At 69.4% G+C, this 19,664-nt stretch carries 22 protein-coding genes; 9 read left to right on the plus strand and 13 right to left on the minus strand.

Translation table 11 applies throughout. The annotated features are described in order from the left end of the window. Positions 1–89: 89 nt before the first annotated feature. Complete coding sequence (locus ACWCQ6_RS00005) at positions 90–2,633, minus strand: FHA domain-containing protein (protein WP_451084477.1); 2,544 nt, start codon at positions 2,631–2,633, stop codon at positions 90–92. 421 nt (positions 2,634–3,054) lie between these two features. On the opposite strand from ACWCQ6_RS00005, the gene serB reads away from it, so the two are divergent. After that, the gene (serB, locus tag ACWCQ6_RS00010) at positions 3,055–4,320 is read left to right on the plus strand and encodes a phosphoserine phosphatase SerB (protein ID WP_451084478.1); all 1,266 of its coding nucleotides are present in this window, start codon (positions 3,055–3,057) and stop codon (positions 4,318–4,320) included. A gap of 70 nt (positions 4,321–4,390) precedes the next feature. On the opposite strand, the gene ACWCQ6_RS00015 is transcribed toward serB, so the two are convergent. The 4 genes from ACWCQ6_RS00015 to ACWCQ6_RS00030 form a co-directional block, all read right to left on the minus strand. Further along, positions 4,391–4,909 carry a SixA phosphatase family protein gene (locus ACWCQ6_RS00015; RefSeq protein ID WP_451084479.1) on the minus strand — a complete coding sequence of 173 codons (519 nt, stop codon included), beginning with the start codon at positions 4,907–4,909 and terminating at the stop codon, positions 4,391–4,393. A 74-nt stretch (positions 4,910–4,983) separates the two neighbouring features. Beyond that, positions 4,984–5,190 carry a hypothetical protein gene (locus ACWCQ6_RS00020; protein WP_451084480.1) on the minus strand — a complete coding sequence of 69 codons (207 nt, stop codon included), beginning with the start codon at positions 5,188–5,190 and terminating at the stop codon, positions 4,984–4,986. 152 nt (positions 5,191–5,342) lie between these two features. Next, the gene (locus ACWCQ6_RS00025) at positions 5,343–5,453 is read right to left on the minus strand and encodes an SGM_5486 family transporter-associated protein (RefSeq protein WP_451084728.1); all 111 of its coding nucleotides are present in this window, start codon (positions 5,451–5,453) and stop codon (positions 5,343–5,345) included. A 26-nt stretch (positions 5,454–5,479) separates the two neighbouring features. Further along, a complete protein-coding gene (locus ACWCQ6_RS00030) occupies positions 5,480–6,793 on the minus strand; it encodes a CynX/NimT family MFS transporter (RefSeq protein WP_451084481.1) in 1,314 nt (437 codons plus the stop codon). Positions 6,794–6,927: 134 nt separating this feature from the next. Between ACWCQ6_RS00030 and ACWCQ6_RS00035 the strand changes: the two genes are divergently transcribed. Next, positions 6,928–7,602, plus strand: coding sequence for a FadR/GntR family transcriptional regulator (locus tag ACWCQ6_RS00035; protein ID WP_451084482.1), 675 nt, complete (start codon positions 6,928–6,930; stop codon positions 7,600–7,602). Positions 7,603–7,706: 104 nt separating this feature from the next. Here the strand turns inward: ACWCQ6_RS00035 and ACWCQ6_RS00040 are convergent, their stop codons facing one another. The 6 genes from ACWCQ6_RS00040 to ACWCQ6_RS00065 form a co-directional block, all read right to left on the minus strand. Continuing rightward, positions 7,707–8,084, minus strand: a complete 378-nt coding sequence (locus ACWCQ6_RS00040; RefSeq protein WP_451084483.1) for a hypothetical protein — start codon at positions 8,082–8,084, stop codon at positions 7,707–7,709. A 167-nt stretch (positions 8,085–8,251) separates the two neighbouring features. Next, positions 8,252–9,019 (minus strand): enoyl-ACP reductase FabI, encoded by a 768-nt coding sequence (fabI, locus tag ACWCQ6_RS00045; protein ID WP_451084484.1) that lies wholly within the window; start codon positions 9,017–9,019, stop codon positions 8,252–8,254. A 5-nt stretch (positions 9,020–9,024) separates the two neighbouring features. Beyond that, positions 9,025–9,744 (minus strand): 3-oxoacyl-[acyl-carrier-protein] reductase, encoded by a 720-nt coding sequence (gene fabG, locus ACWCQ6_RS00050; protein ID WP_259931067.1) that lies wholly within the window; start codon positions 9,742–9,744, stop codon positions 9,025–9,027. 155 nt (positions 9,745–9,899) lie between these two features. After that, the gene (locus ACWCQ6_RS00055; RefSeq protein WP_451084729.1) at positions 9,900–10,283 is read right to left on the minus strand and encodes a type II toxin-antitoxin system VapC family toxin; all 384 of its coding nucleotides are present in this window, start codon (positions 10,281–10,283) and stop codon (positions 9,900–9,902) included. 5 nt (positions 10,284–10,288) lie between these two features. Further along, positions 10,289–10,573, minus strand: coding sequence for a type II toxin-antitoxin system Phd/YefM family antitoxin (locus ACWCQ6_RS00060; protein WP_451084485.1), 285 nt, complete (start codon positions 10,571–10,573; stop codon positions 10,289–10,291). Between the two features lie 88 nt (positions 10,574–10,661). After that, a complete protein-coding gene (locus tag ACWCQ6_RS00065; RefSeq protein ID WP_362443078.1) occupies positions 10,662–11,129 on the minus strand; it encodes an ATP-binding protein in 468 nt (155 codons plus the stop codon). A 205-nt stretch (positions 11,130–11,334) separates the two neighbouring features. Between ACWCQ6_RS00065 and ACWCQ6_RS00070 the strand changes: the two genes are divergently transcribed. The 5 genes from ACWCQ6_RS00070 (at position 11,335) to tyrS (ending at position 17,096) form a co-directional block, all read left to right on the plus strand. After that, positions 11,335–12,201 carry a helix-turn-helix domain-containing protein gene (locus tag ACWCQ6_RS00070; RefSeq protein ID WP_451084486.1) on the plus strand — a complete coding sequence of 289 codons (867 nt, stop codon included), beginning with the start codon at positions 11,335–11,337 and terminating at the stop codon, positions 12,199–12,201. After that, a complete protein-coding gene (locus tag ACWCQ6_RS00075) occupies positions 12,198–12,419 on the plus strand; it encodes a DUF397 domain-containing protein (RefSeq protein WP_451084487.1) in 222 nt (73 codons plus the stop codon). The genes ACWCQ6_RS00070 and ACWCQ6_RS00075 overlap by 4 nt, the downstream gene beginning before the upstream one ends. A gap of 152 nt (positions 12,420–12,571) precedes the next feature. Continuing rightward, positions 12,572–14,095 carry a TldD/PmbA family protein gene (locus ACWCQ6_RS00080; RefSeq protein WP_451084488.1) on the plus strand — a complete coding sequence of 508 codons (1,524 nt, stop codon included), beginning with the start codon at positions 12,572–12,574 and terminating at the stop codon, positions 14,093–14,095. Further along, positions 14,092–15,486, plus strand: a complete 1,395-nt coding sequence (locus ACWCQ6_RS00085; protein WP_451084489.1) for a metallopeptidase TldD-related protein — start codon at positions 14,092–14,094, stop codon at positions 15,484–15,486. Before ACWCQ6_RS00080 ends, ACWCQ6_RS00085 begins: the two co-directional genes overlap by 4 nt. A 344-nt stretch (positions 15,487–15,830) precedes the next feature. Further along, on the plus strand, positions 15,831–17,096 hold the full coding sequence (gene tyrS, locus ACWCQ6_RS00090) for a tyrosine--tRNA ligase (protein WP_451084490.1): 1,266 nt from the start codon (positions 15,831–15,833) through the stop codon (positions 17,094–17,096). Between the two features lie 73 nt (positions 17,097–17,169). On the opposite strand, the gene ACWCQ6_RS00095 is transcribed toward tyrS, so the two are convergent. After that, a complete protein-coding gene (locus tag ACWCQ6_RS00095; protein WP_451084491.1) occupies positions 17,170–17,445 on the minus strand; it encodes a GlsB/YeaQ/YmgE family stress response membrane protein in 276 nt (91 codons plus the stop codon). Positions 17,446–17,677: 232 nt separating this feature from the next. On the opposite strand from ACWCQ6_RS00095, the gene ACWCQ6_RS00100 reads away from it, so the two are divergent. Further along, positions 17,678–18,043, plus strand: a complete 366-nt coding sequence (locus ACWCQ6_RS00100; protein WP_451084492.1) for a DUF3099 domain-containing protein — start codon at positions 17,678–17,680, stop codon at positions 18,041–18,043. A gap of 264 nt (positions 18,044–18,307) precedes the next feature. Then, the gene (locus ACWCQ6_RS00105) at positions 18,308–18,568 is read left to right on the plus strand and encodes a hypothetical protein (RefSeq protein ID WP_451084493.1); all 261 of its coding nucleotides are present in this window, start codon (positions 18,308–18,310) and stop codon (positions 18,566–18,568) included. A gap of 44 nt (positions 18,569–18,612) precedes the next feature. Here ACWCQ6_RS00105 and moaA read toward each other — a convergent pair whose 3' ends face one another. Beyond that, a complete protein-coding gene (moaA, locus tag ACWCQ6_RS00110; RefSeq protein ID WP_451084494.1) occupies positions 18,613–19,602 on the minus strand; it encodes a GTP 3',8-cyclase MoaA in 990 nt (329 codons plus the stop codon). Positions 19,603–19,664: the final 62 nt, after the last annotated feature.

Genomic DNA, 19,664 nt, shown 5'->3' on the forward strand with positions numbered 1-19,664 from the left:
TGGGTCAGACCGGGGGTGCCCTTGAGGATGTACCCCTTCTTGTACAGCTCGTAGTGCCGCCCTTCGGCGTCCGGTGCCGGTGTGCGCGCCTACTTGCGCATGACCTCCGGCTCGTGGCGGCGCAGCAGTCGCGCGACCACGATGCCGCAGACGATGCCGAGCAGCAGCAGTACCGAGATGTTGATCCCCCACTGGGCGGCCGAGTGCTCCCAGAGCGGGTCCAGATCGGTCGGGTTCTTCGGGTCCCAGGGCGCCATGAGGTGCGAGAGGTCCAGCGTCGTGCCCGCGCCGGCGATGGCCCAGCGCGACGGCATCAGCCAGGCGAACTGCTCCAGGCCGGGCGAGCCGTACACCTGGAAGAGGATGCCGGTGAAGACGACCTGGACGATCGCGAACATGACGAGCAGCGGCATGGTCTTCTCGGCGGTCTTCACCAGCGAGGAGATCACCAGCCCGAACATCATCGACGTGAAGCCGAGCACGATGATCGTCAGGCAGAGCTCGACGGCCGGCGGCATGATCAGACCCTCGGCCGGCAGCTCGCGGGTGGCGAAGCCGATGCCGCAGATGATGACGCCCTGGATGGCGGTGATCACGCCGAGCACGATCACCTTGGACATCAGATAGGCGGAGCGGGACAGACCGGTGGCCCGTTCCCGTTCGTAGATGACGCGTTCCTTGATCAGTTCTCGTACGGAGTTGGCCGCACCGGAGAAGCACATGCCGACCGCGAGGATCAGCATGATCGTTCCGGCGGCTCCGTTGAACCGGGCCGGCGGCTTGGGCGGAGCCAGGCCGAAGTCGGCCGGGATGACCACGCTGACGACGCCGAGCACGGCGGGCAGGATCACCATCAGGCCCATGAAGCCCTTGTCGGACGCGATCACCGAGACGTAGCGGCGCATCAGCGTCCACAGCTGGGCCGACCAGCTCTGCGGCTTCGGCGGGCGCATCTGCTGCGGGGGCGGCATGTGTACGGACTGCGCGGCGACGGCGTCGATGTCCGCGGCGTACATCTGGTAGTGCTGCGAACCGCGCCAGCGGCCCGCCCAGTCGTAGTCGCGGTAGTTCTCGAACGCGGAGAAGACGTCGGCCCAGGTGGTGTAGCCGAAGAAGTTGAGCGCTTCCTCCGGCGGGCCGAAGTAGGCGACGGAACCGCCCGGCGCCATGACGAGCAGCTTGTCGCAGATCGCCAGCTCGGCGACGGAGTGCGTGACGACCAGGACGGTGCGGCCGTCGTCGGCCAGTCCGCGCAGCAGCTGCATGACATCGCGGTCCATGCCCGGGTCGAGGCCGGAGGTCGGCTCGTCCAGGAAGATCAGCGACGGCTTGGTGAGCAGCTCCAGGGCGACGGAGACGCGCTTGCGCTGACCGCCGGAGAGCGAGGTGACCTTCTTGTCCTTGTGGATGTCGAGCTTGAGCTCGGCAAGGACTTCGAGGATCCGGGCCTGGCGCTCGGCCTCGGTGGTGTCCGCGGGGAAGCGGAGCTTGGCCGCGTACTTGAGCGCCTTGATGACGGTGAGTTCCTTGTGCAGGATGTCGTCCTGCGGGACCAGACCGATGCGCTGGCGCAGCTCGGCGAACTGCTTGTACAGGTTCCGGTTGTCGTAGAGGACGTCGCCCTGGTTGGCGGGCCGGTAGCCGGTGAGCGCCTTGAGCAGGGTGGACTTGCCGGATCCCGACGGGCCGATGACCGCGATGAGCGACTTCTCCGGGACGCCGAAGGAGACGTCCTTGAGGATCTGCTTCCCGCCGTCGACCGTCACCGTGAGGTGACGGGCCGAGAAGGAGACCTCACCGGTGTCGACGAACTCTTCCAGCCGGTCGCCGACCAGGCGGAAGGTCGAGTGACCGACGCCGACGATGTCGCTGGGGCCGATGAACGCGGAGCCGGACTTGGAGAGCGGCTGACCGTTGACGTACGTGCCGTTGTGGGATCCGAGGTCCCGGATCTCGAAGCGGCCGTCGGGGGTCGCGTGGAATTCGGCGTGGTGGCGCGAGACCTGGAGGTCGGAGACGACCAGTTCGTTCTCCAGCGCACGGCCGATGCGCATGACGCGGCCGAGGGCCAGCTGGTGGAACGTGGTCGGGCTGCGGTCGCCGTGCACCGGCGGGGCCCCCGCGGCCCCGCCGGGACCGCCCGCGCCGGGCGTCCCCGCCATGCCCTGCTGCTGCGGGACCTGGGGCTGCACGGGCTGCTGCTGCGGCGCCTGCTGCTGCCAGCCCTGCTGCGGCTGCTGCGGAGCGGGGTCCTGCCGGCCGGGCCAGCCCTGCTGGGCAGGGGCCTGCTGGGCGCCCGCACCCTGCCCGCTGTACACACCGGCACCCGGCGCGGCGGCGAGACTCAACCGCGGGCCGTCAGTGGCATTGCCCAGGTGCACGACGGAGCCGGGGCCGATCTCCAGCCGCTGGATCCGGCTGCCCTGCGCATATGTGCCGTTGGTGCTGCCGTGGTCCTCGATGGACCAACTCCGGCCGTCCCAGCTGATCGTGGCATGCCGCCACGAAACCCTGGCGTCGTCGATCGTCAGGTCTCCCTGAGGATCGCGCCCGAGGGTGTACGACCTGGACGGATCGAGCGTCCAGGTCCTTCCATTCAATTCCAGTACGAGTTCCGGCACTCCGCGCCCCACTAGTTGTCCCCCGAGTCGCCCCCGTCACAGGGGGCCTAGGGATGCTGAACATCGTGGGGAACTATTCCAGGACCAGTCCCTCATACGAAAGTCGGGCTGGGCGAAGACCCTGCCGAGACCTGCATCGTTACGGTGCTGACACGAATGAAGGGAGCAGTGCGCGGTAAGCACCCCGAGTGCGCATGAAACACCAGCAAAAGGAAATTCCAGGGCGCCCCCGGCCCGCCCGATTTTCCGTCCCCGGCCCGCGCGATTTTCCGTCCCCCGGCCCGCGCGACCGCCCGCAGCCACCCGGCGGATCCGGACGTACGCGGTCCGTCACCGGCCATGTGCTCCGGGCGGGCGTACAGGACCGACGCGCTGTCCGGTCCTCGGGACGGGCCTCCGGTGCCTCGCGGCGGACCGATACGGTGGGAGGACCATGAGCGCATCTCAGCCACCTCAGTCCTCCTCGTCCCCTGAGTCCCCTGAGCCCCCCGAGTCCCGTCGGGGCACCGACACCCCCACCCTTCTCGTGAAGATCTTCGGGAAGGACCGCCCCGGCATCACCGCCGGGCTCTTCGACACCCTCGCCGCCTACTCGGTCGATGTCGTCGACATCGAGCAGGTCGTCACCCGTGGCCGCATCGTCCTGTGCGCGCTGGTCACCACCCCCACTGCGGGCGACACCACCGAGGGCGATCTGCGGGCGACCGTGCACAGCTGGGCCGAGTCGCTGAAGCTCCAGGCCGAGATCATCTCCGGCACGGGTGACAACCGGCCGCGTGGCGTGGGGCGTTCCCATGTGACGGTGCTCGGGCACCCGCTGACCGCGGAGTCGACCGCCGCCATAGCAGCCACGATCACCTCCACCGGCGGCAATATCGACCGCATCTTCCGGCTCGCGAAATACCCCGTCACAGCAGTCGAGTTCGCGGTGTCCGGCACCGGGACCGAGGAGCTGCGGACCGCTCTCGCGACAGAGGCCGCCGGCATCGGTGTCGATGTGGCGGTGGTGTCGGCCGGGCTGAGCCGCCGGGCGCAGCGCCTGGTCGTCATGGATGTCGACTCGACGCTCATCCAGGACGAGGTCATCGAGCTGTTCGCCGCTCACGCGGGCTGCGAGGACAAGGTCGCCGAGGTGACCGAGCAGGCGATGCGCGGCGAACTGGACTTCGAGCAGTCGCTGCACGCACGGGTGGCGCTGCTGGCCGGGCTCGATGTGTCGGTGGTGGACAAGGTGCGCGCCGAGGTGCGGCTGACACCGGGCGCGCGCACCCTGATCCGTACGCTGAAGCGGCTCGGCTACCAAGTGGGTGTGGTCTCGGGCGGGTTCACCCAGGTCACCGATGATCTGAAGGAACGGCTCGGGCTCGACTTCGCCTCTGCCAACACCCTGGAAGTGGTCGACGGAAAGCTCACGGGCCGGGTCGTCGGCGACATCGTCGACCGGGCCGGCAAGGCGCGGCTGCTGCGCAGTTTCGCCGCGCAGGCCGGGGTGCCGCTGGCGCAGACCGTCGCGATCGGTGACGGTGCGAACGACCTGGACATGCTGAACACCGCCGGGCTCGGGGTGGCCTTCAACGCCAAGCCGGTGGTCCGCGAGGCCGCGCACACCGCGGTGAACGTGCCGTTCCTGGACACCGTGCTGTATCTGCTCGGCATCACCCGCGAGGAGGTCGAGGCCGCCGACGGTCTCCTCGACTGACGCGTTCGCGCAGACAGCGCAGGGCCCCGGCGCGGCAAACGCCGGGGCCCTGCTTCGTACGACAGCGGGATCAGTCGTTGGGCGTCCAGTACTCGATCAGCCTGCCCACTCCGTGCTCCACGCCTTTCCAGGAGCCGGTGAACTCGACGACGGCGAACGCGGCTGTGGGGAAGCCGCCGCGGGTCATCCGGGTCAGGGCGTCGCCCTCGGCCGACTGCGAGAGGGCGTCGGCGACCGCGTGCATGCCGGGGTTGTGGCCGACGACCAGAAGGTCGTGCACTTCGTCGGGGGTCTCGTTGATCAGGGCGATGAGCTCACCGAGGGACGCCTCGTACAGCCGCTCCTCGTACACGGTCCTGGGGCGGTGCGGCATCTCGTGGACGGCCAGCTTCCACGTCTCGCGCGTCCTGGCGGCGGTGGAGCAGAGGGCCAGGTCGAGGTCGATCCCGGAGTCGACGAGTTTGCGGCCTGCGACCGGGGCATCCTTGCGGCCGCGCTCCGCGAGCGGCCGCTCGTGGTCGGAGTCCTGCGACCATTCCGCCTTTGCATGCCTGAGAAGGACGATCCTGCGAGGTGTATCGACGCTCATACACCTCAGCTTCGCATGAAATGTGCCGCCCGGCGCAGGGGGTTGAAGCGCTTGTGCGGGCTGCTCGGGCACGGTCAGCCGGTCACCAGGGCCGCGATTCGCGCGAGCAACCGGCTGACCGCCGGATCGGCGGTCGCGGCGTGCGCTTCACCGGTTCCCACGATCAGCAGCAGCAGTGCGGCGAACGCGAGCGCGGGCAGCGCGATGGCCCACCACGGCAGCCGCACCTCGACACTGCCCGTGGCCGGGTGGGTGATACGGGTGTGCGTTCGGGCCGGCATGTCCGCCTCCGTGGGTCATCGGTACCGATACCGAAAACCTACGGATCCGGGGCCGGGCATCCCATCGGGCGACCCACCCACTTCACCCTGACCCTGGCCCCTAGGGGACGCGGGGGTCAGGCCCTGGCCCCACCACCAGCGGGACGCGCGGCTCAGGGGGCCGCGATCGAAGCGATCACCGCGACGATCACGGTGATCAGCAGCATCGCTCCGAGTACGACGAGGAGCTTCTTCTGACCGTTCTGGGGATTCGGGTCGAGCACAGGAGACATGTGCTCAGTCTCGCATCTCAGCATTCGTCCTCGATCGTCCGGTCCCGCCCGGCCAGGATTCCGACCGCCATCTGCGGCACCATGAGGCCCGCCATCAGTGCGATCGGCAGCTCCCAGCCGCCGCTGTGCTGGTAGAGCACACCGATGAGCAGCGGTCCCGGGATCGAGATCAGGTAGCCGACGGACTGGGCGAACGCGGACAGCCGGACCACTCCCGCGCCGGTGCGCGCGCGCATGCCGATCATGGTCAGGGCGAGCGGGAAGGAGCAGTTCGAGATGCCGAGGAGCAGCGCCCAGGCCCAGGCCCCGCCGGCCGGGGCGAGGTAGAGGCCCGCGTAGCCGACGAGGCCGCAGCTGCCGAGGAGGACGACGATCGGCCCCTGGCTCTTCATCCGGGTCGCGACCCCCGGGATGACGAAGGCGAGCGGTACCCCCATCGCCATGGTCACGGCGAGCAGCACACCCGCCGTGCCGGCCGAGACCCCGGCGTCGCGGAAGATCTGCGGCATCCATCCCATGGTGATGTACGCGGCGGTGGCCTGGAGGCCGAAGAAGCAGGCGAGAGCCCAGGCGGTACGGCTTCGGGTGATCTTGAGAGCCGGGGGGCCTGCGTGCGGGGCGGCGGGCCGTCCCGGGGCGCTGCTCCGGTCCCGTACCACCGGGATCCAGGGCAGGATCGCGACGGCGGAGAGCACGGCCCAGACGCCGAGCCCCAGCCGCCAGCTGCCGCCCATCGCGCTGGTCATCGGTACGGTCACCGCGGCGGCGAGCGAGGTGCCGAGGGCCAGGGCCATCGAGTAGAGCCCGGTCATCGAGCCGACCCGGTCCGGGAACCAGCGCTTGACGATCACCGGCATCAGGACGTTGCTGACGGCGATGCCCATGAGTGCGAGGGCGCTCGCGGCGAGGAAGCCGGCCGTCCCACCGACGAGCGGCCGGATCACCAGGCCGGCGGTGATGGCGATCATGCCGGCGCAGACGACCGCCCCCGGGCCGAAGCGGCGGGCGAGGCGCGGCGCCATGATGCCGAAGACCGCGAAGCAGAGCGGGGGTACGGAGGTGAGGACACCGGCCACGCTGCCGCTCATGTGCAGCCCGTCCCGTACCTCTTCGAGGAGGGCGCCGAGGCTGGTGATGGCGGGGCGGAGGTTGAGCGCGGTGAGGACCAGCCCGACGACGACCAGCCGGAGCACCCAGGGAGCGGGCCCGTCGGCGGCCTGTGCCGTCTGCGGGTGCTGCCGGGTCGGCGAGGCCGTGGGTTTCGTGGGCGCGTCCATCGTGGTGGCGGGGCTCGGGTTCCGGGTGTGGGACCGGGTCTCGTCGTCGGGCATGAGGCACATCATAGAATCATGGGATGATTGATTGTCCAGTCGTCCCGGAGTCCCTCTGAGACCATTCAATCCGGGCACAGCAACCACGACAACTCCCGCCCCCCATCACCCCAGCAACCCGACCAAGGAGCACCATGGCGCTGACGTCTCCGCGGCGTTCGGCACTCGCCGACCAGGTGATTGCCCAGCTCAGGAATCAGATCACCTCGGGCGAGTGGCCCGTGGGTTCACGCATTCCCACCGAGCCCGAACTGGTGGAGCAGCTGGGGGTGGCCCGCAACACCGTCCGGGAGGCCGTGCGCGCCCTCGCGCACAACGGGCTGCTGGACATCCGGCAGGGTTCGGGCACCTATGTCGTCGCCACCAGCGAGCTGGCCGGGGTGATGCACCGCCGCTTCGCCGCCGCCGATCCGCGCCATGTCGCCGAGCTGCGCGCCACCCTGGAGTCGTCGGCGGCGAGGCTGGCCGCCGCCCGGCGCACCGAGCGGGACCTGAAGCAGTTGGACGCGCTGATGGCGCGGCGGCAGGAGACCTGGGCCGCGGGTGACGCCGAGGCGTTCATCGCGGTGGACGCGACGTTGCATCTGGCCGTGGTCGCCGCCTCGCACAACGACGTACTGACGGGCCTCTACGCCGACCTGGGCGATCTGCTGCGCGACTACATCAGGGGCGACATCGGCCATGAGCTGCGACCGGAGAACCCCATGGACCACGGCAGGCTGGTCGAGGCGATCCGGGCGGGCGACGGGGAGACGGCGGCGGCCGAGGCGGCGAGCCACGCGCTGAGCTGTCTGGTGGATCGGGCCTGAGGCCGGTCCACCAGCCGAAAGGCCCTTGGACCGACCGGCAAGTGGGGGCGGCGTCGCGGGGCCGGGTGCGCGCATCTACCGCCGCTCCCCACTTGCCGGTCGGTCTACGCCGTGTCCTGCACCCGGTGCGTGATCCAGGCGGAGCCGACTTCCTTCCAGCAGCGGTCGTCGAGCCGCACGGTCCGCCCGGGGCCCACGTCGACCGGGGTGGCGTCGGCGTCTATGTCCCACCAGCGGCGGCATTCGGTGTGCAGTTGCACGCGGTCGGTGGAGGGGTACGGGTTGTGGCAGTAGGCGACGACCCGGGAGCCCCGGACCGAGGTACGGCATTCGGCTCCGGCGGGATCCGGGGTGGGAGCCTCAGGGGTGGATGCCCCGGCTCCTATCCGTCCCGCCAGGGATATCCCCACCGGGGCGGCGAGTCCGGCGGCGGCTATGGAGGCCGCCAGCAGTATCCCGGTCCGGCGACGTGTGGAGCGCATGGCGACCTCCTCCCCGCAGCCCGACCCGAAGTCCGGTTCACCACATTCTGCGGTGGATCGACCATCTTTTCGACTTGAGCGGGACGGGGCCGGGAGCGTACGCGAAAAAGCCGCGTACCGCCTGCTCGGAGGCGGTACGCGGCTGCGCCGGAGCCCGTCGTACGGGATCAGGCACCCATCATGTGCACGCCGCCGTCGACGTGGATGATCTCGCCCGTGGTCTTCGGAAAGAAGTCCGAGAGCAGCGCGACGATGGCACGGCCGGCCGGCTCGGGGTCGGACATGTCCCAGGCCAGCGGGGAGCGGGTGTTCCACACGTCGGCGAGCTCACCGAAGCCCGGGATGGACTTGGCGGCCATCGAGCCGAGCGGTCCGGCGGAGACCAGGTTGCAGCGCAGCCCGTCCTTGCCCAGGTCACGGGCGAGGTAGCGGGAGGTGGCCTCCAGCGCGGCCTTGGCCGGGCCCATCCAGTCGTACTGCGGCCAGGCGAACTGCGCGTCGAAGGTGAGGCCGACGATCGAGCCGCCCTCGCCCATCAGCGGCTTGCAGGCCATGGCCAGCGACTTCAGCGAGAACGCCGAGACGTGCATCGCCGTGGCGACGGACTCGAACGGGGTGTTGAGGAAGTTGCCGCCGAGGGCGTCCTGCGGCGCGAAGCCGATGGAGTGGACGACGCCGTCGAGCGAGCCGAGCTCCTCCTTCACCAGACCGGCAAGCCGGTCCAGGTGTTCGGCGTTGGTCACGTCCAGCTCGATGACCTTGGCCGGCTTGGGCAGCTTCTTGGCGATGCGCTCCGTCAGCGTGGGCCGCGGGAAGGCGGTCAGGATGATCTCGGCACCCTGCTCCTGGGCCACCTTGGCGGTGTGGAAGGCGATGGACGACTCCATCAGCACACCGGTGATGAGGATGCGCTTGCCGTCGAGAATTCCGCTCATGGTGATCAGTGACCCATGCCCAATCCGCCGTCAACGGGGATGACGGCTCCAGTGATGTACGACGCGTCGTCGGAGGCGAGGAAGCGCACCGCGGCGGCGATCTCCTCGGGCTGCGCGTAGCGGCCGAGCGGCACCTGGGACACGATGCCCTTGCGCTGCTCCTCGGTGAGCACCTGTGTCATGTCGGTGTCGACAAAACCGGGCGCGACGACGTTGAAAGTGATGTTCCGGGAACCGAGCTCACGGGCCAGCGACCGGGCGAAGCCGACCAGACCCGCCTTGGACGCGGCGTAGTTCGCCTGCCCGGCCGAGCCGAGAAGCCCGACGACGGAGGAGATGAGGACGACACGGCCCTTCTTGGCGCGCAGCATGCCGCGGTTGGCGCGCTTGACGACCCGGAAGGTGCCGGTGAGGTTGGTGTCGACGACGGACGTGAAGTCGTCCTCGGACATCCGCATCAGCAACTGGTCCTTGGTGATACCGGCGTTGGCGACCAGCACCTCCACGGGACCGTGCTTCTCCTCGATCTCCTTGTAGGCCTGCTCCACCTGCTCGGCGTCGGTGATGTCGCAGCGGACTGCGAGAACACCGGCCTCGGTGAGCACCGCGGGCGGCTCGCCGGAGCGGTAGGTGATCGCGACCTTGTCGCCGTTGTCGGCGAAAGCGCGGGCGATGGCGAGGCCGATGCCCCGGTTTCCTCCGGTGACGAGAACCGAGCGGCTCAACGGATCACCCTTTCCCTAGCTGTCTGGTACGTCGAAAACCTATCGGTACCAGGCGCTCCGCGAGCAATCGGCCCCTGACAGCGCCTTCCCCCGGGCACTGTGGGGTTCCTACAGCATCCGGTCCCGACGGACTCCATCCCGTACCAGCAAGTGCCTCAGCGGAAGCCCGGCGCTTCGACAGGGAGACCGACGCCCTCGGCAACCTCCAGCATCCGTTTGTCGTAACTGATGAGCACATCGAGCGACGCTCCCAGCACCTGGGCACTGGCCACGTGGATCGCGTCGAGCGTCCGCACTCTTCCCGGCAGGGCGGCAGCCGCGTCCCGCACCTCATCGGTCAGGAGGATCTCGGTGAAGTCCCGGGTCAGATCCGCCATGAGCCGAGGGAAATCACCGACCCGGTCCAGTGTCCGAACGGTCTCCACGAAGCCGAGACTGCTGGTCGCCAACGGTGCCACCGGCCGCCCCGCGAGATGTGCTCGCAGCTCACGAGCATGCTCGCGTCCACTCAGCAGAGTGACGATCGCCGAGCTGTCCATGTAGATCAACGCGGATCGTCCTCACGCTCGGCGAGCAGCATGTCAAGGGGAGAGACGTCTTCCAGCGGCTCACAGACCGGCAGCCGGTCCAGATCGGCCGTCGTGGCCGGCTTCAGCCTGATCTGCCCCTGCGCAACGAGCGGGGCATAACGCTCCGAGGCCCCGGTACCGGGAAGCAGTATCGCGATGACGTTGCCGTGTCTCGTCACCTGAATCGCCTCGCCCTTTTCCACCCGGGCGAAGACGGCACTCGGGTTGTACGAGAACTCTCGGACGGAGATGGTGCTCATCGGGCTCCCTTCGGCAACCATCAGGGAAAGTGCCTACATTTATGAATCGTACCTACAACGAGGATGCATCGACACGGCCCGACAGGGCTCACCCGGCCGGGCAGGGGACCCGGCACCGGATCTGCTTGCCGATCGACGACCGGACCACGTGCCAGCCCGGCGCGAGCAGATCCAGCAGGGCGAGGCCACGGCCGGCCTCGGCCTCCGCGTCGTCCAGCGCGATGCCGCGACGGCGTGGAACGGTGCGGGGATCCGGGTCATGGACGTTGACCGCGACCCCGAAGGCCGCGGCGTACACCTCCACGACCACGGGCACGTGGTCCCCGCAGGCCCGGACGGCGTTCCCGACGAGCTCCGAGACGACGAGCTGGGCGGCGTCGGCCACGTCGCCCTGCACGCCCAGTTCGGCCAGGGCCTTGGCGGTGAGCTCACGTACGGAGCGGAGGTTCGGGCCGGAGGCGTTGATGTGCGCGGCGAAACCGCGGCTCCGGTAGCGCACGTAGTGCCCGACGGCGGGTGGCGGGGACTGCGGGTCGTGGTCTTCTTCGTCGGCCATGCCGAACATGACGCCTCCAGCCTGCGGCGCGGGGCCGCGGGAAGTACTGACTTCCACCACATCGAGCGACTGCGCTCGCACGGTGAGTGACGATGAGTAGCGATGGTGCACCCCACTCACCTCGGGTAGCAAGTTTTCTACCCCCTTCGGTTATGACTTCCCGAAAGGCAATCAGCATCGCCAACTACTGAGGTATGACTGCGATATGCCCAACTCTCCCCTGGTACCGACCGTCCGGCGCCGACGCCTGGGATCCACGCTCAGACGCCTGCGGAACGGCGCGGGTATGACCCTCGACGAGGCCGCCTTCGCCATGGGCTGGAAGGGCCCGAAACTGTCGAAGATCGAGAGCGCCAATCAGGCCATCAGGCCCAGCGATGTCGTGGCGCTGCTCGCGGTCTACGGGATCAGCGATCCGGAAACGCTCAGCGCCCTGGACAATCTGGCCAAGGACGCCGGCAGAAAGGGGTGGTGGCAGACCTACAGCGGAATCGTGTCCCCTGCCTACGCCGACTACATCTCGCTGGAGTCGGACGCCTCGCAGATCTGCGAATGGTCGCCGCTGGTGATCCCGGGCCTGTTGCAGACCGCTGCGTACGCACGCGAGAACATCGCGGGGATCACAACTTTCCGCACCACCGACGAAGTTGCGGCCCTTGCCGAAGTGCGGCTGGCCCGGCAGTCCGTACTCACCCGGCCGGGAAGGCCGTTGGAGCTCTGGGCCATCATCCACGAAGCCGCGCTCCACCAGCGATTCGCCGTCCGTCCCGCCACCATGCGCGATCAGTTGCGGCGCCTGCTCGATTCGGCGGAGATGCCCAACGTGACCATCCAGCTGATGCCGTTGGACTCGACCGCGCACCCCGGAGTCGTGGGTGGCTTCAGCATGGTGGGCTTCCCCGGCCCTGCCCCAGACGTGGTTCTGCTGGAAAACCTCAGCGGAGAGACCTACCTTGAAGGCGAAGGAGCGTCGCCCTTCGCGAAGGCGTTCGAGCGGATTCGTGCCACGGCGCTGTCCACGGAGGACTCGGCCGCACGCATAGCTGAGATGGAAGAAGGCCACAGGAAGTGAACGCGCCCGGAGCGGAGCTGTTCGGACCCGACCTCTCGAACGCGGCCTGGCGCAGGTCCTCCGCCAGCGGAGCCGAGAACAACTGCGTAGAAGTCGCCGGCCTCCCCGGAGGGGCAGCCGCCGTACGCGACTCGAAGGACCTCGCACGCGCTCCCCTGCGGTTCAGCGCCTCGGGGTGGGCCGCGTTCAGGGCGGGCGTGATCGACGGCACCCTCTGACCGGCCGGGGCGGCCTGCCCGGGACACCGTCTCGTGGCCCACGCCGGACCGGGTGACGGGCCCGGCGTACTCGTCCGGGAAACGTATGGCCGGTCGCCCTCGACGCACGGCATGGTTCACTGCGGACACGTGCCGAAAAGACGGAGTACTACATGCCTCATGAGGTAGATCAGTCATTCCTGGCCCTGCCGCTGCGGGCCCTCGCCGACGCGGCGCTCGCCCGTGCGCGGGCGCTGGGCGCCGTGCATGCCGACTTCCGGATGGAGCGGGTGCGCAGCGCGTCGTGGCGGCTGCGGGACGCCCGGCCCGCCGGGTCCTCGGACACCACCGATCTCGGCTACGCGGTGCGAGTGGTGCACGGCGGGGCATGGGGCTTCGCGTCCGGGGTGGACCTGACGATGGACGCCGCGGCGAAGGTGGCCTCGCAGGCCGTCGCCATGGCGAAGCTGTCGGCCAAGGTGATCGCGGCGGCCGGCTCCGACGAACAGGTCGAGCTGGCGGACGAGCCGGTGCACGGCGAGCGGACCTGGGTCTCGGCGTACGACATCGATCCCTTCGACGTGCCGGCCGAGGAGAAGGCGGGGCTGCTCGCCGAGTGGAGCGGCCGGCTCCTGGGCGCCGAGGGCGTCGCCCATGTGGACGCCTCGCTGATGACCGTCCACGAGAACAAGTTCTACGCGGACACGGCCGGTACCGTGACCACCCAGCAACGGGTACGGCTGCATCCGCAGTTCACCGCGGTCGCCGTGGACGGGACCACCGGTGAGTTCGACTCGATGCGGACGATCGCCCCGCCGGTGGGCCGCGGCTGGGAATACCTGACCGGCACCGGCTGGGAATGGGACGACGAGCTGGAGCGGATTCCCGGGCTGCTGGCCGAGAAGATGCGGGCGCCGAGCGTCGAGGCGGGAACGTACGACCTGGTCGTCGACCCGTCCAACCTCTGGCTGACCATTCACGAGTCGATCGGCCACGCCACCGAGCTGGACCGGGCGTTGGGCTACGAGGCGGCGTACGCCGGGACTTCGTTCGCCACCTTCGACCAGCTGGGGAAGCTGACGTACGGCTCCCCCGTGATGAACGTGACCGGTGACCGCACCGCCGAGCACGGGCTCGCGACCATCGGGTACGACGACGAGGGTGTCCAGGCGCAGTCCTGGGACCTGATCAAGGACGGCACGCTGGTCGGCTACCAACTGGACCGGCGGATGGCGAAGCTGACGGGGCTGGGCCGTTCCAACGGCTGCGCGTACGCGGACTCGCCGGGCCACGTCCCCGTACAGCGGATGGCCAATGTGTCGCTGCGGCCGGATCCGGGCGGGCTGTCCACGGAGGACCTGATCGGCGGGGTGGATCGCGGGATCTACGTGGTCGGTGACCGGTCCTGGTCGATCGACATGCAGCGCTACAACTTCCAGTTCACCGGTCAGCGGGCGTACATGATCCGCAACGGCCGCCTCGCGGAGCAGATCCGGGACTTCGCCTACCAGGGGGTCACGCCCGAGTTCTGGGGGTCCATGGAGGCCGTGGGCGGACCTTCCACCTATGTGCTGGGCGGTGCCTTCAACTGCGGGAAGGCCCAGCCGGGGCAGATCGCCGCCGTCTCCCACGGGTGCCCCACCGCACTGTTCCGGGGCGTGAACATCCTCAATACGACGCAGGAGGCCGGACGATGAGCCGCGTCAGCAAGCCGCACGAGATCGTCGAGCGGGCGCTCGAACTGTCCACCGCCGACGGCTGTGTGGTCATCGCCGACGAGCAGTCGTCCGCGAATCTGCGCTGGGCCGGAAACGCGCTCACGACGAACGGGGTGACCCGGGGACGGACCCTGACCGTCATCGCGACCGTCGACGGCGCGCAGGGCACCGCGTCCGGCGTGGTGTCGCGGTCCGCGGTGACCGCCGACGACCTGGAGCCGCTGGTGCGGGCCGCCGAGGCCGCGGCGCGCGGGGCCGGTGCGGCGGAGGACGCCCAGCCGCTGGTGGCCGGGGTGCCCGTGTCGCCCGACTTCACGGACGCGCCGGCCGAGACGGACTCGGACGTCTTCGCGGAGTTCGCCCCGGCGCTCGGCGACGCCTTCGCCCGCGCCCGCTCCGGCGGCCGTGAGCTGTACGGCTTCGCCCACCACGAGCTGACCACGACCTATCTCGGTACGTCGACGGGGCTGCGGCTGCGCCACGACCAGCCGACCGGGACGCTGGAGCTCAACGCCAAGTCGCCGGACCGCACCCGTTCGTCCTGGGCGGGCCGCGCGACGCGCGACTTCAAGGACGTCGACCCGGCCGAGCTGGACGCGGAACTGGCGCAGCGGCTGCGCTGGGCCGAGCGCCGTATCGAGCTGCCCGCCGGGCGGTACGAGACGCTGCTGCCGCCGACCGCCGTCGCCGATCTGCTGATCTACCAGCTGTGGTCGTCGGCCGCGCGGGACGCCGCGGAGGGCCGGACGGTGTTCTCCAAGCCGGGCGGCGGCACCAGAATCGGTGAGCGGCTCTCCGGGCTGCCGCTGACGCTCCGCAGCGACCCGAACGCACCGGGCCTGGAGTCGGCGCCGTTCGTGATCGCCCACGCCTCCGGGGACAGTGCCTCCGTCTTCGACAACGGACTGCCGCTGACGTCGACCGACTGGGTGCGGGACGGCCGGCTGGAGCACCTGACGACCACCCGGCACACGGCGGGGCTGACCGGGCTGCCGGTCACGCCGGCGATCGACAACCTGATGCTGGAGGGCGGTGGTGAGCGGTCCCTGGAGGAGATGGTGGCCGCGACGACCGGGCGTGGGCTGCTGCTGACCTGCATGTGGTACATCCGCGAGGTCGACCCGGCCACACTGCTGCTGACCGGGCTGACCCGCGACGGGGTGTATCTCGTCGAGGACGGCGAGGTCATCGGCGAGGTGAACAATTTCCGGTTCAACGAGTCGCCGGTGGACCTGCTGTCGCGGGCCACGGAGGCGGGCCGTACGGAGAAGACGCTGCCGCGCGAGTGGGGCGACTGGTTCACCCGGGCGGCGATGCCCGCGCTGCGTATCCCCGACTTCAACATGAGCTCGGTGAGCCCCGGCGTGTGACTCGCCCAGGTGTTCTGACCCGGGAGGTTGTCGACGGGTGCTTCAGGTCTCGGCTGAGGGATCTTGAACGGGTGAGGGCCTTCCGGTCCGGTGTGGATTGCGATGTCTGCACAGAACGAAAGGCCCTCGTGCCCCGCCGTAGTGCACCCCCGACCGAGACCGGGCGCCTGCGCCCGGCCCGCTGTGCCGACGACCGACAACGCGGCGAGCAATGGGGTCTCCCCTGCTCGAGCGAAGCCGAGAGCAGGGGAAGTGCCGGACACGACCAGGTGGGACTTTCGAAACACGCCCTAGACTGGGCTGGAAAGCCATTACCCGTACGCACCACGAGGAGCACCGGAACCGTGACGGACATCGTCGACGAGCTGAAGTGGCGTGGGCTGTTCGCCCAGTCCACTGATGAGGACGCACTGCGCAAGGCTCTCGCGGACGGTCCCGTCACCTTCTATTGCGGCTACGACCCCACCGCGGCGAGTCTGCATGTCGGCCACCTGGTGCAGGTGCTCACCATGCGCCGGCTCCAGCGGGCCGGACTGCGTCCGCTCGCCCTGGTGGGCGGGGCCACCGGTCAGATCGGTGACCCGCGGCCGACCGCGGAGCGCACGCTGAACGATCCGGATACGGTCGCCGGCTGGGTGTCGCGGCTCCGGGCCCAGATCGAGCCGTTCCTGTCCTTCGAGGGCGAGAACGCGGCGGTCATGGTGAACAACCTGGACTGGACCTCGGGCATGTCCGCGATCGAGTTCCTCCGGGACATCGGCAAGCACTTCCGCGTCAACAAGATGCTGACCAAGGACTCCATCGCCCGGCGTCTGGAGTCCGACGAGGGCATCAGCTACACCGAGTTCAGCTACCAGCTGCTCCAGAGCATGGACTACCTGGAGCTGTACCGGCGCTACGGCTGCACCCTCCAGCAGGGCGGCAGCGACCAGTGGGGCAACCTCACGGCGGGTCTCGACCTGATCCACCGTCTGGAGCCGGGCGCCGAGGTGCACGCACTGGCGACCCCGCTGATGACGAAGGCGGACGGGACCAAGTTCGGCAAGTCCGAGGGCGGGGCCGTCTGGCTCGACCCGACGATGACGACGCCGTACGCCTTCTACCAGTTCTGGCTGAACGTGGACGACCGGGACATCTCCCGGTACATGCGCGTCCTCAGCTTCCTCAGCCCCGCGGAGCTGGAGGAGCTGGAGAAGGTCACCGAGGAGCGCCCGCAGGCGCGGACGGCGCAGCGCGCGCTGGCCGAGGAGCTGACGACGCTGGTGCACGGCGCCGATCAGTGCGCCGCGGTCATCGCGGCGTCGAAGGCGCTCTTCGGCCAGGGTGAGCTCGGCGAGCTGGACGAGGCGACGCTGAGCGCCGCGCTGTCCGAGGTGCCGCACGCGCAGGTCACCGAGCTGGGCCCGCTGGTGGATCTCCTGGTGGAGGTCGGCCTGGCGCCGAGCAAGTCGGGCGCCCGCCGCACGGTGAAGGAGGGCGGTGCGTACGTGAACAACGTCAAGGTCACGGACGGCGAGAGCGCACCGGCCCACGAGGAACTGCTGCACGGGCGCTGGCTGGTGCTGCGCCGGGGCAAGAAGAACCTCGCCGCCGTCGAGGTCACCGGCTGATCCCGGACCGCGTACGCACTGCGGCCGGACACGCATGGCGCGTGTCCGGCCGCAGTGCGTCGTGCCGGGTGGTTCAGGTCTTCTGTCTGGCGCCGCGGAACGAGGCCCACAGCATGTCGCCGACGCCGACGACCACCACCGCACCGATCAGCTGGAACAGATGGCGGATCCAGTCGATGCCCTTGGTTTCGTTGACACCGATCCAGGTCGCGACGGCGTTGCCGAGGACACTGCCGATGATGCCGAAAATGACCGTCAGCCAGAGTGGGATGTTCTGTTTGCCGGGCAGGATCGCCTTCGCGATCAGACCGAGCACCAGACCCACGATGATTGCCCACAACCAGCCCATGTCGCCTCCTCGTGCGACGCGATGTCGCGCATGTGCCGCCCAGTCTCGGCCCGCGGGCCGTGCACCGCATGCCGGAGAGGTCCGTATGTGCGGCCCGGACACCGATATGTACGAACAAGGCATGCCCCGGCCTCGAAGCCGTCGGGTGCCGGGCGTACCGTGGTTGCGGTCCGGCGCGGGGGTGGAGTGTTTCCCGGCCCGCCAGGCGCCGGGGAAGGGTGATGGAGACGTGATGCGGCAGCAGAACGACGGCGAGGTCTTCCGGATCACGGGGGCCCGGCAGGGACTCGCGGACGATGTGCGCGGCAGGCAGCGGCGCTATGTGATTTCGATGTCCGTACGAACGGTTTCGGTGATCCTGGCCGCGGCGCTGTGGAACGTCGAGCGGTATGTCGCGATCGTGGCGCTCGCGCTCGGGGCGCTGTTGCCGTACGTGGCAGTGGTCATCGCCAACGCGGGCCGCGAGAACACCCCCTCGCTTCCGTCCACCTTCGTACCGGCGCCGATGCGGACGGCACTCGACGCCGCACCCCTGGCCGGTGCCGCGGATTCCGGTCCGGAGGGTGACGGGGTGCGCCGCGGCGGGGAACCGGCCTGAGCCCTATTGGGTGCCCATTACATCCGATCCTCAGGAAAACCTCAGATCAATCATGAAGTTACAGTGCACCACACCCCGGTCTGCGTGACATACTTCGTAAGCGCTCCGCATCCCCCGTCGGGGCGACAGACCGACGCCGGGCAGCTCCCCCCGTGGCTGCCCGGCGTCGCTTTGTTCCACGGCCGGGGGAGACGGTTACGGCCGGGCATCGGCCGCGTGGGCCGGGCCGGGGTCGGGCACAGGCACTGACCTAGGGTTGAGTCCGTGAACTCCCCCGAATCCGCGGCCGAGAGTGCTGCCGCCGCACCTATCTGTTCCGCCAAGGGCTGTCGGGCCGAAGCCGTTTGGGTGCTCGCCTGGAACAACCCGAAGCTGCATACCCCGGAGCGTCGCAAGACCTGGCTGGCCTGCGAGGAACACCGGGAGCACCTCTCCTCGTTCCTCGATGTCCGGGGTTTCCTCAAGGATGTCGTGACGCTGGCGGAGTGGGAGTCCGGCGCCGACGGCCAGGGACAGAACACCTAGGTGTACTTGGTCATGACGTTGGTGACAGTCGGCTGATCGGGACCCTAGCCGCCGATCGCCGACATCGGCCGGTCGGGCTGGAGGAAGGACGGGTCGTCCAGGCCCGATCCGGCTTTCTTGCCCCACATCGCGAGCGTCCAGATCCGGGCGATCTCCTCGTCCGGCGCGTCCGAGCGCAGGGCTCCGCGCAGATCGGTCTCCTCGCGGGCGAAGAGGCAGGTGCGCACCTGGCCGTCGGCGGTGAGCCTGGTCCGGTCGCAGGCCCGGCAGAAGGGGCGGGTGACGGAGGCGATGACGCCGACCCGGTGGGGGCCGCCGTCGACGATCCAGCGCTCGGCCGGGGCGGAGCCGCGCTCCCCGGCGCCCTCCTCGGTGAGGGTGAAGCGGGTGCGCAACGACCGGAGTATGTCGCCTGCCGTGATCATGCCGTCGCGCTTCCAGCCGTGCTGGGCGTCGAGCGGCATCTGCTCGATGAAGCGGAGCTCGTATCCCTGCTCGACGGCCCAGGCGAGCAGCTCGGGGGCCTCGTCGTCGTTGAGACCCGGCATCAGGACGGAGTTGACCTTGACCGGGGTGAGCCCGGCGTCGCGGGCGGCTTCGAGGCCGGCCAGCACGTCGTGGTGGCGGTCTCGGCGGGTGAGGGTCTTGAAGACATCGGGTCGCAGGGTGTCCAGCGAGACATTGACCCGGTCGAGGCCCGCGGCCTTGAGTGCGGCGGCGGTGCGCTTCAGGCCGATGCCGTTGGTGGTGAGCGACATCCTGGGACGGGGGTCGAGGGCCGCGCAGCGCTCGACGACGGAGACGAGCCCGGGGCGCAACAGCGGCTCGCCACCGGTGAAGCGGACCTCGGTGATGCCGAGCCGGGTGACGGCGATGCGGATCAGCCGGACGATCTCGTCGTCACTGAGCAGGTCGGGCTTGGCCAGCCATTGCAGGCCTTCTTCCGGCATGCAGTAGGTGCACCGCAGATTGCACCGGTCGGTCAGCGAGACGCGCAGGTCGGTGGCGACCCGGTCGTATGTGTCGATGAGCATGTGGGCCCCCTCCCCAATTACTTACCGGGTACCGATACCGGGCCTCCGGCCGACCCTTCCGG

This window comes from Streptomyces sp. NPDC001880, from assembly GCF_053594575.1.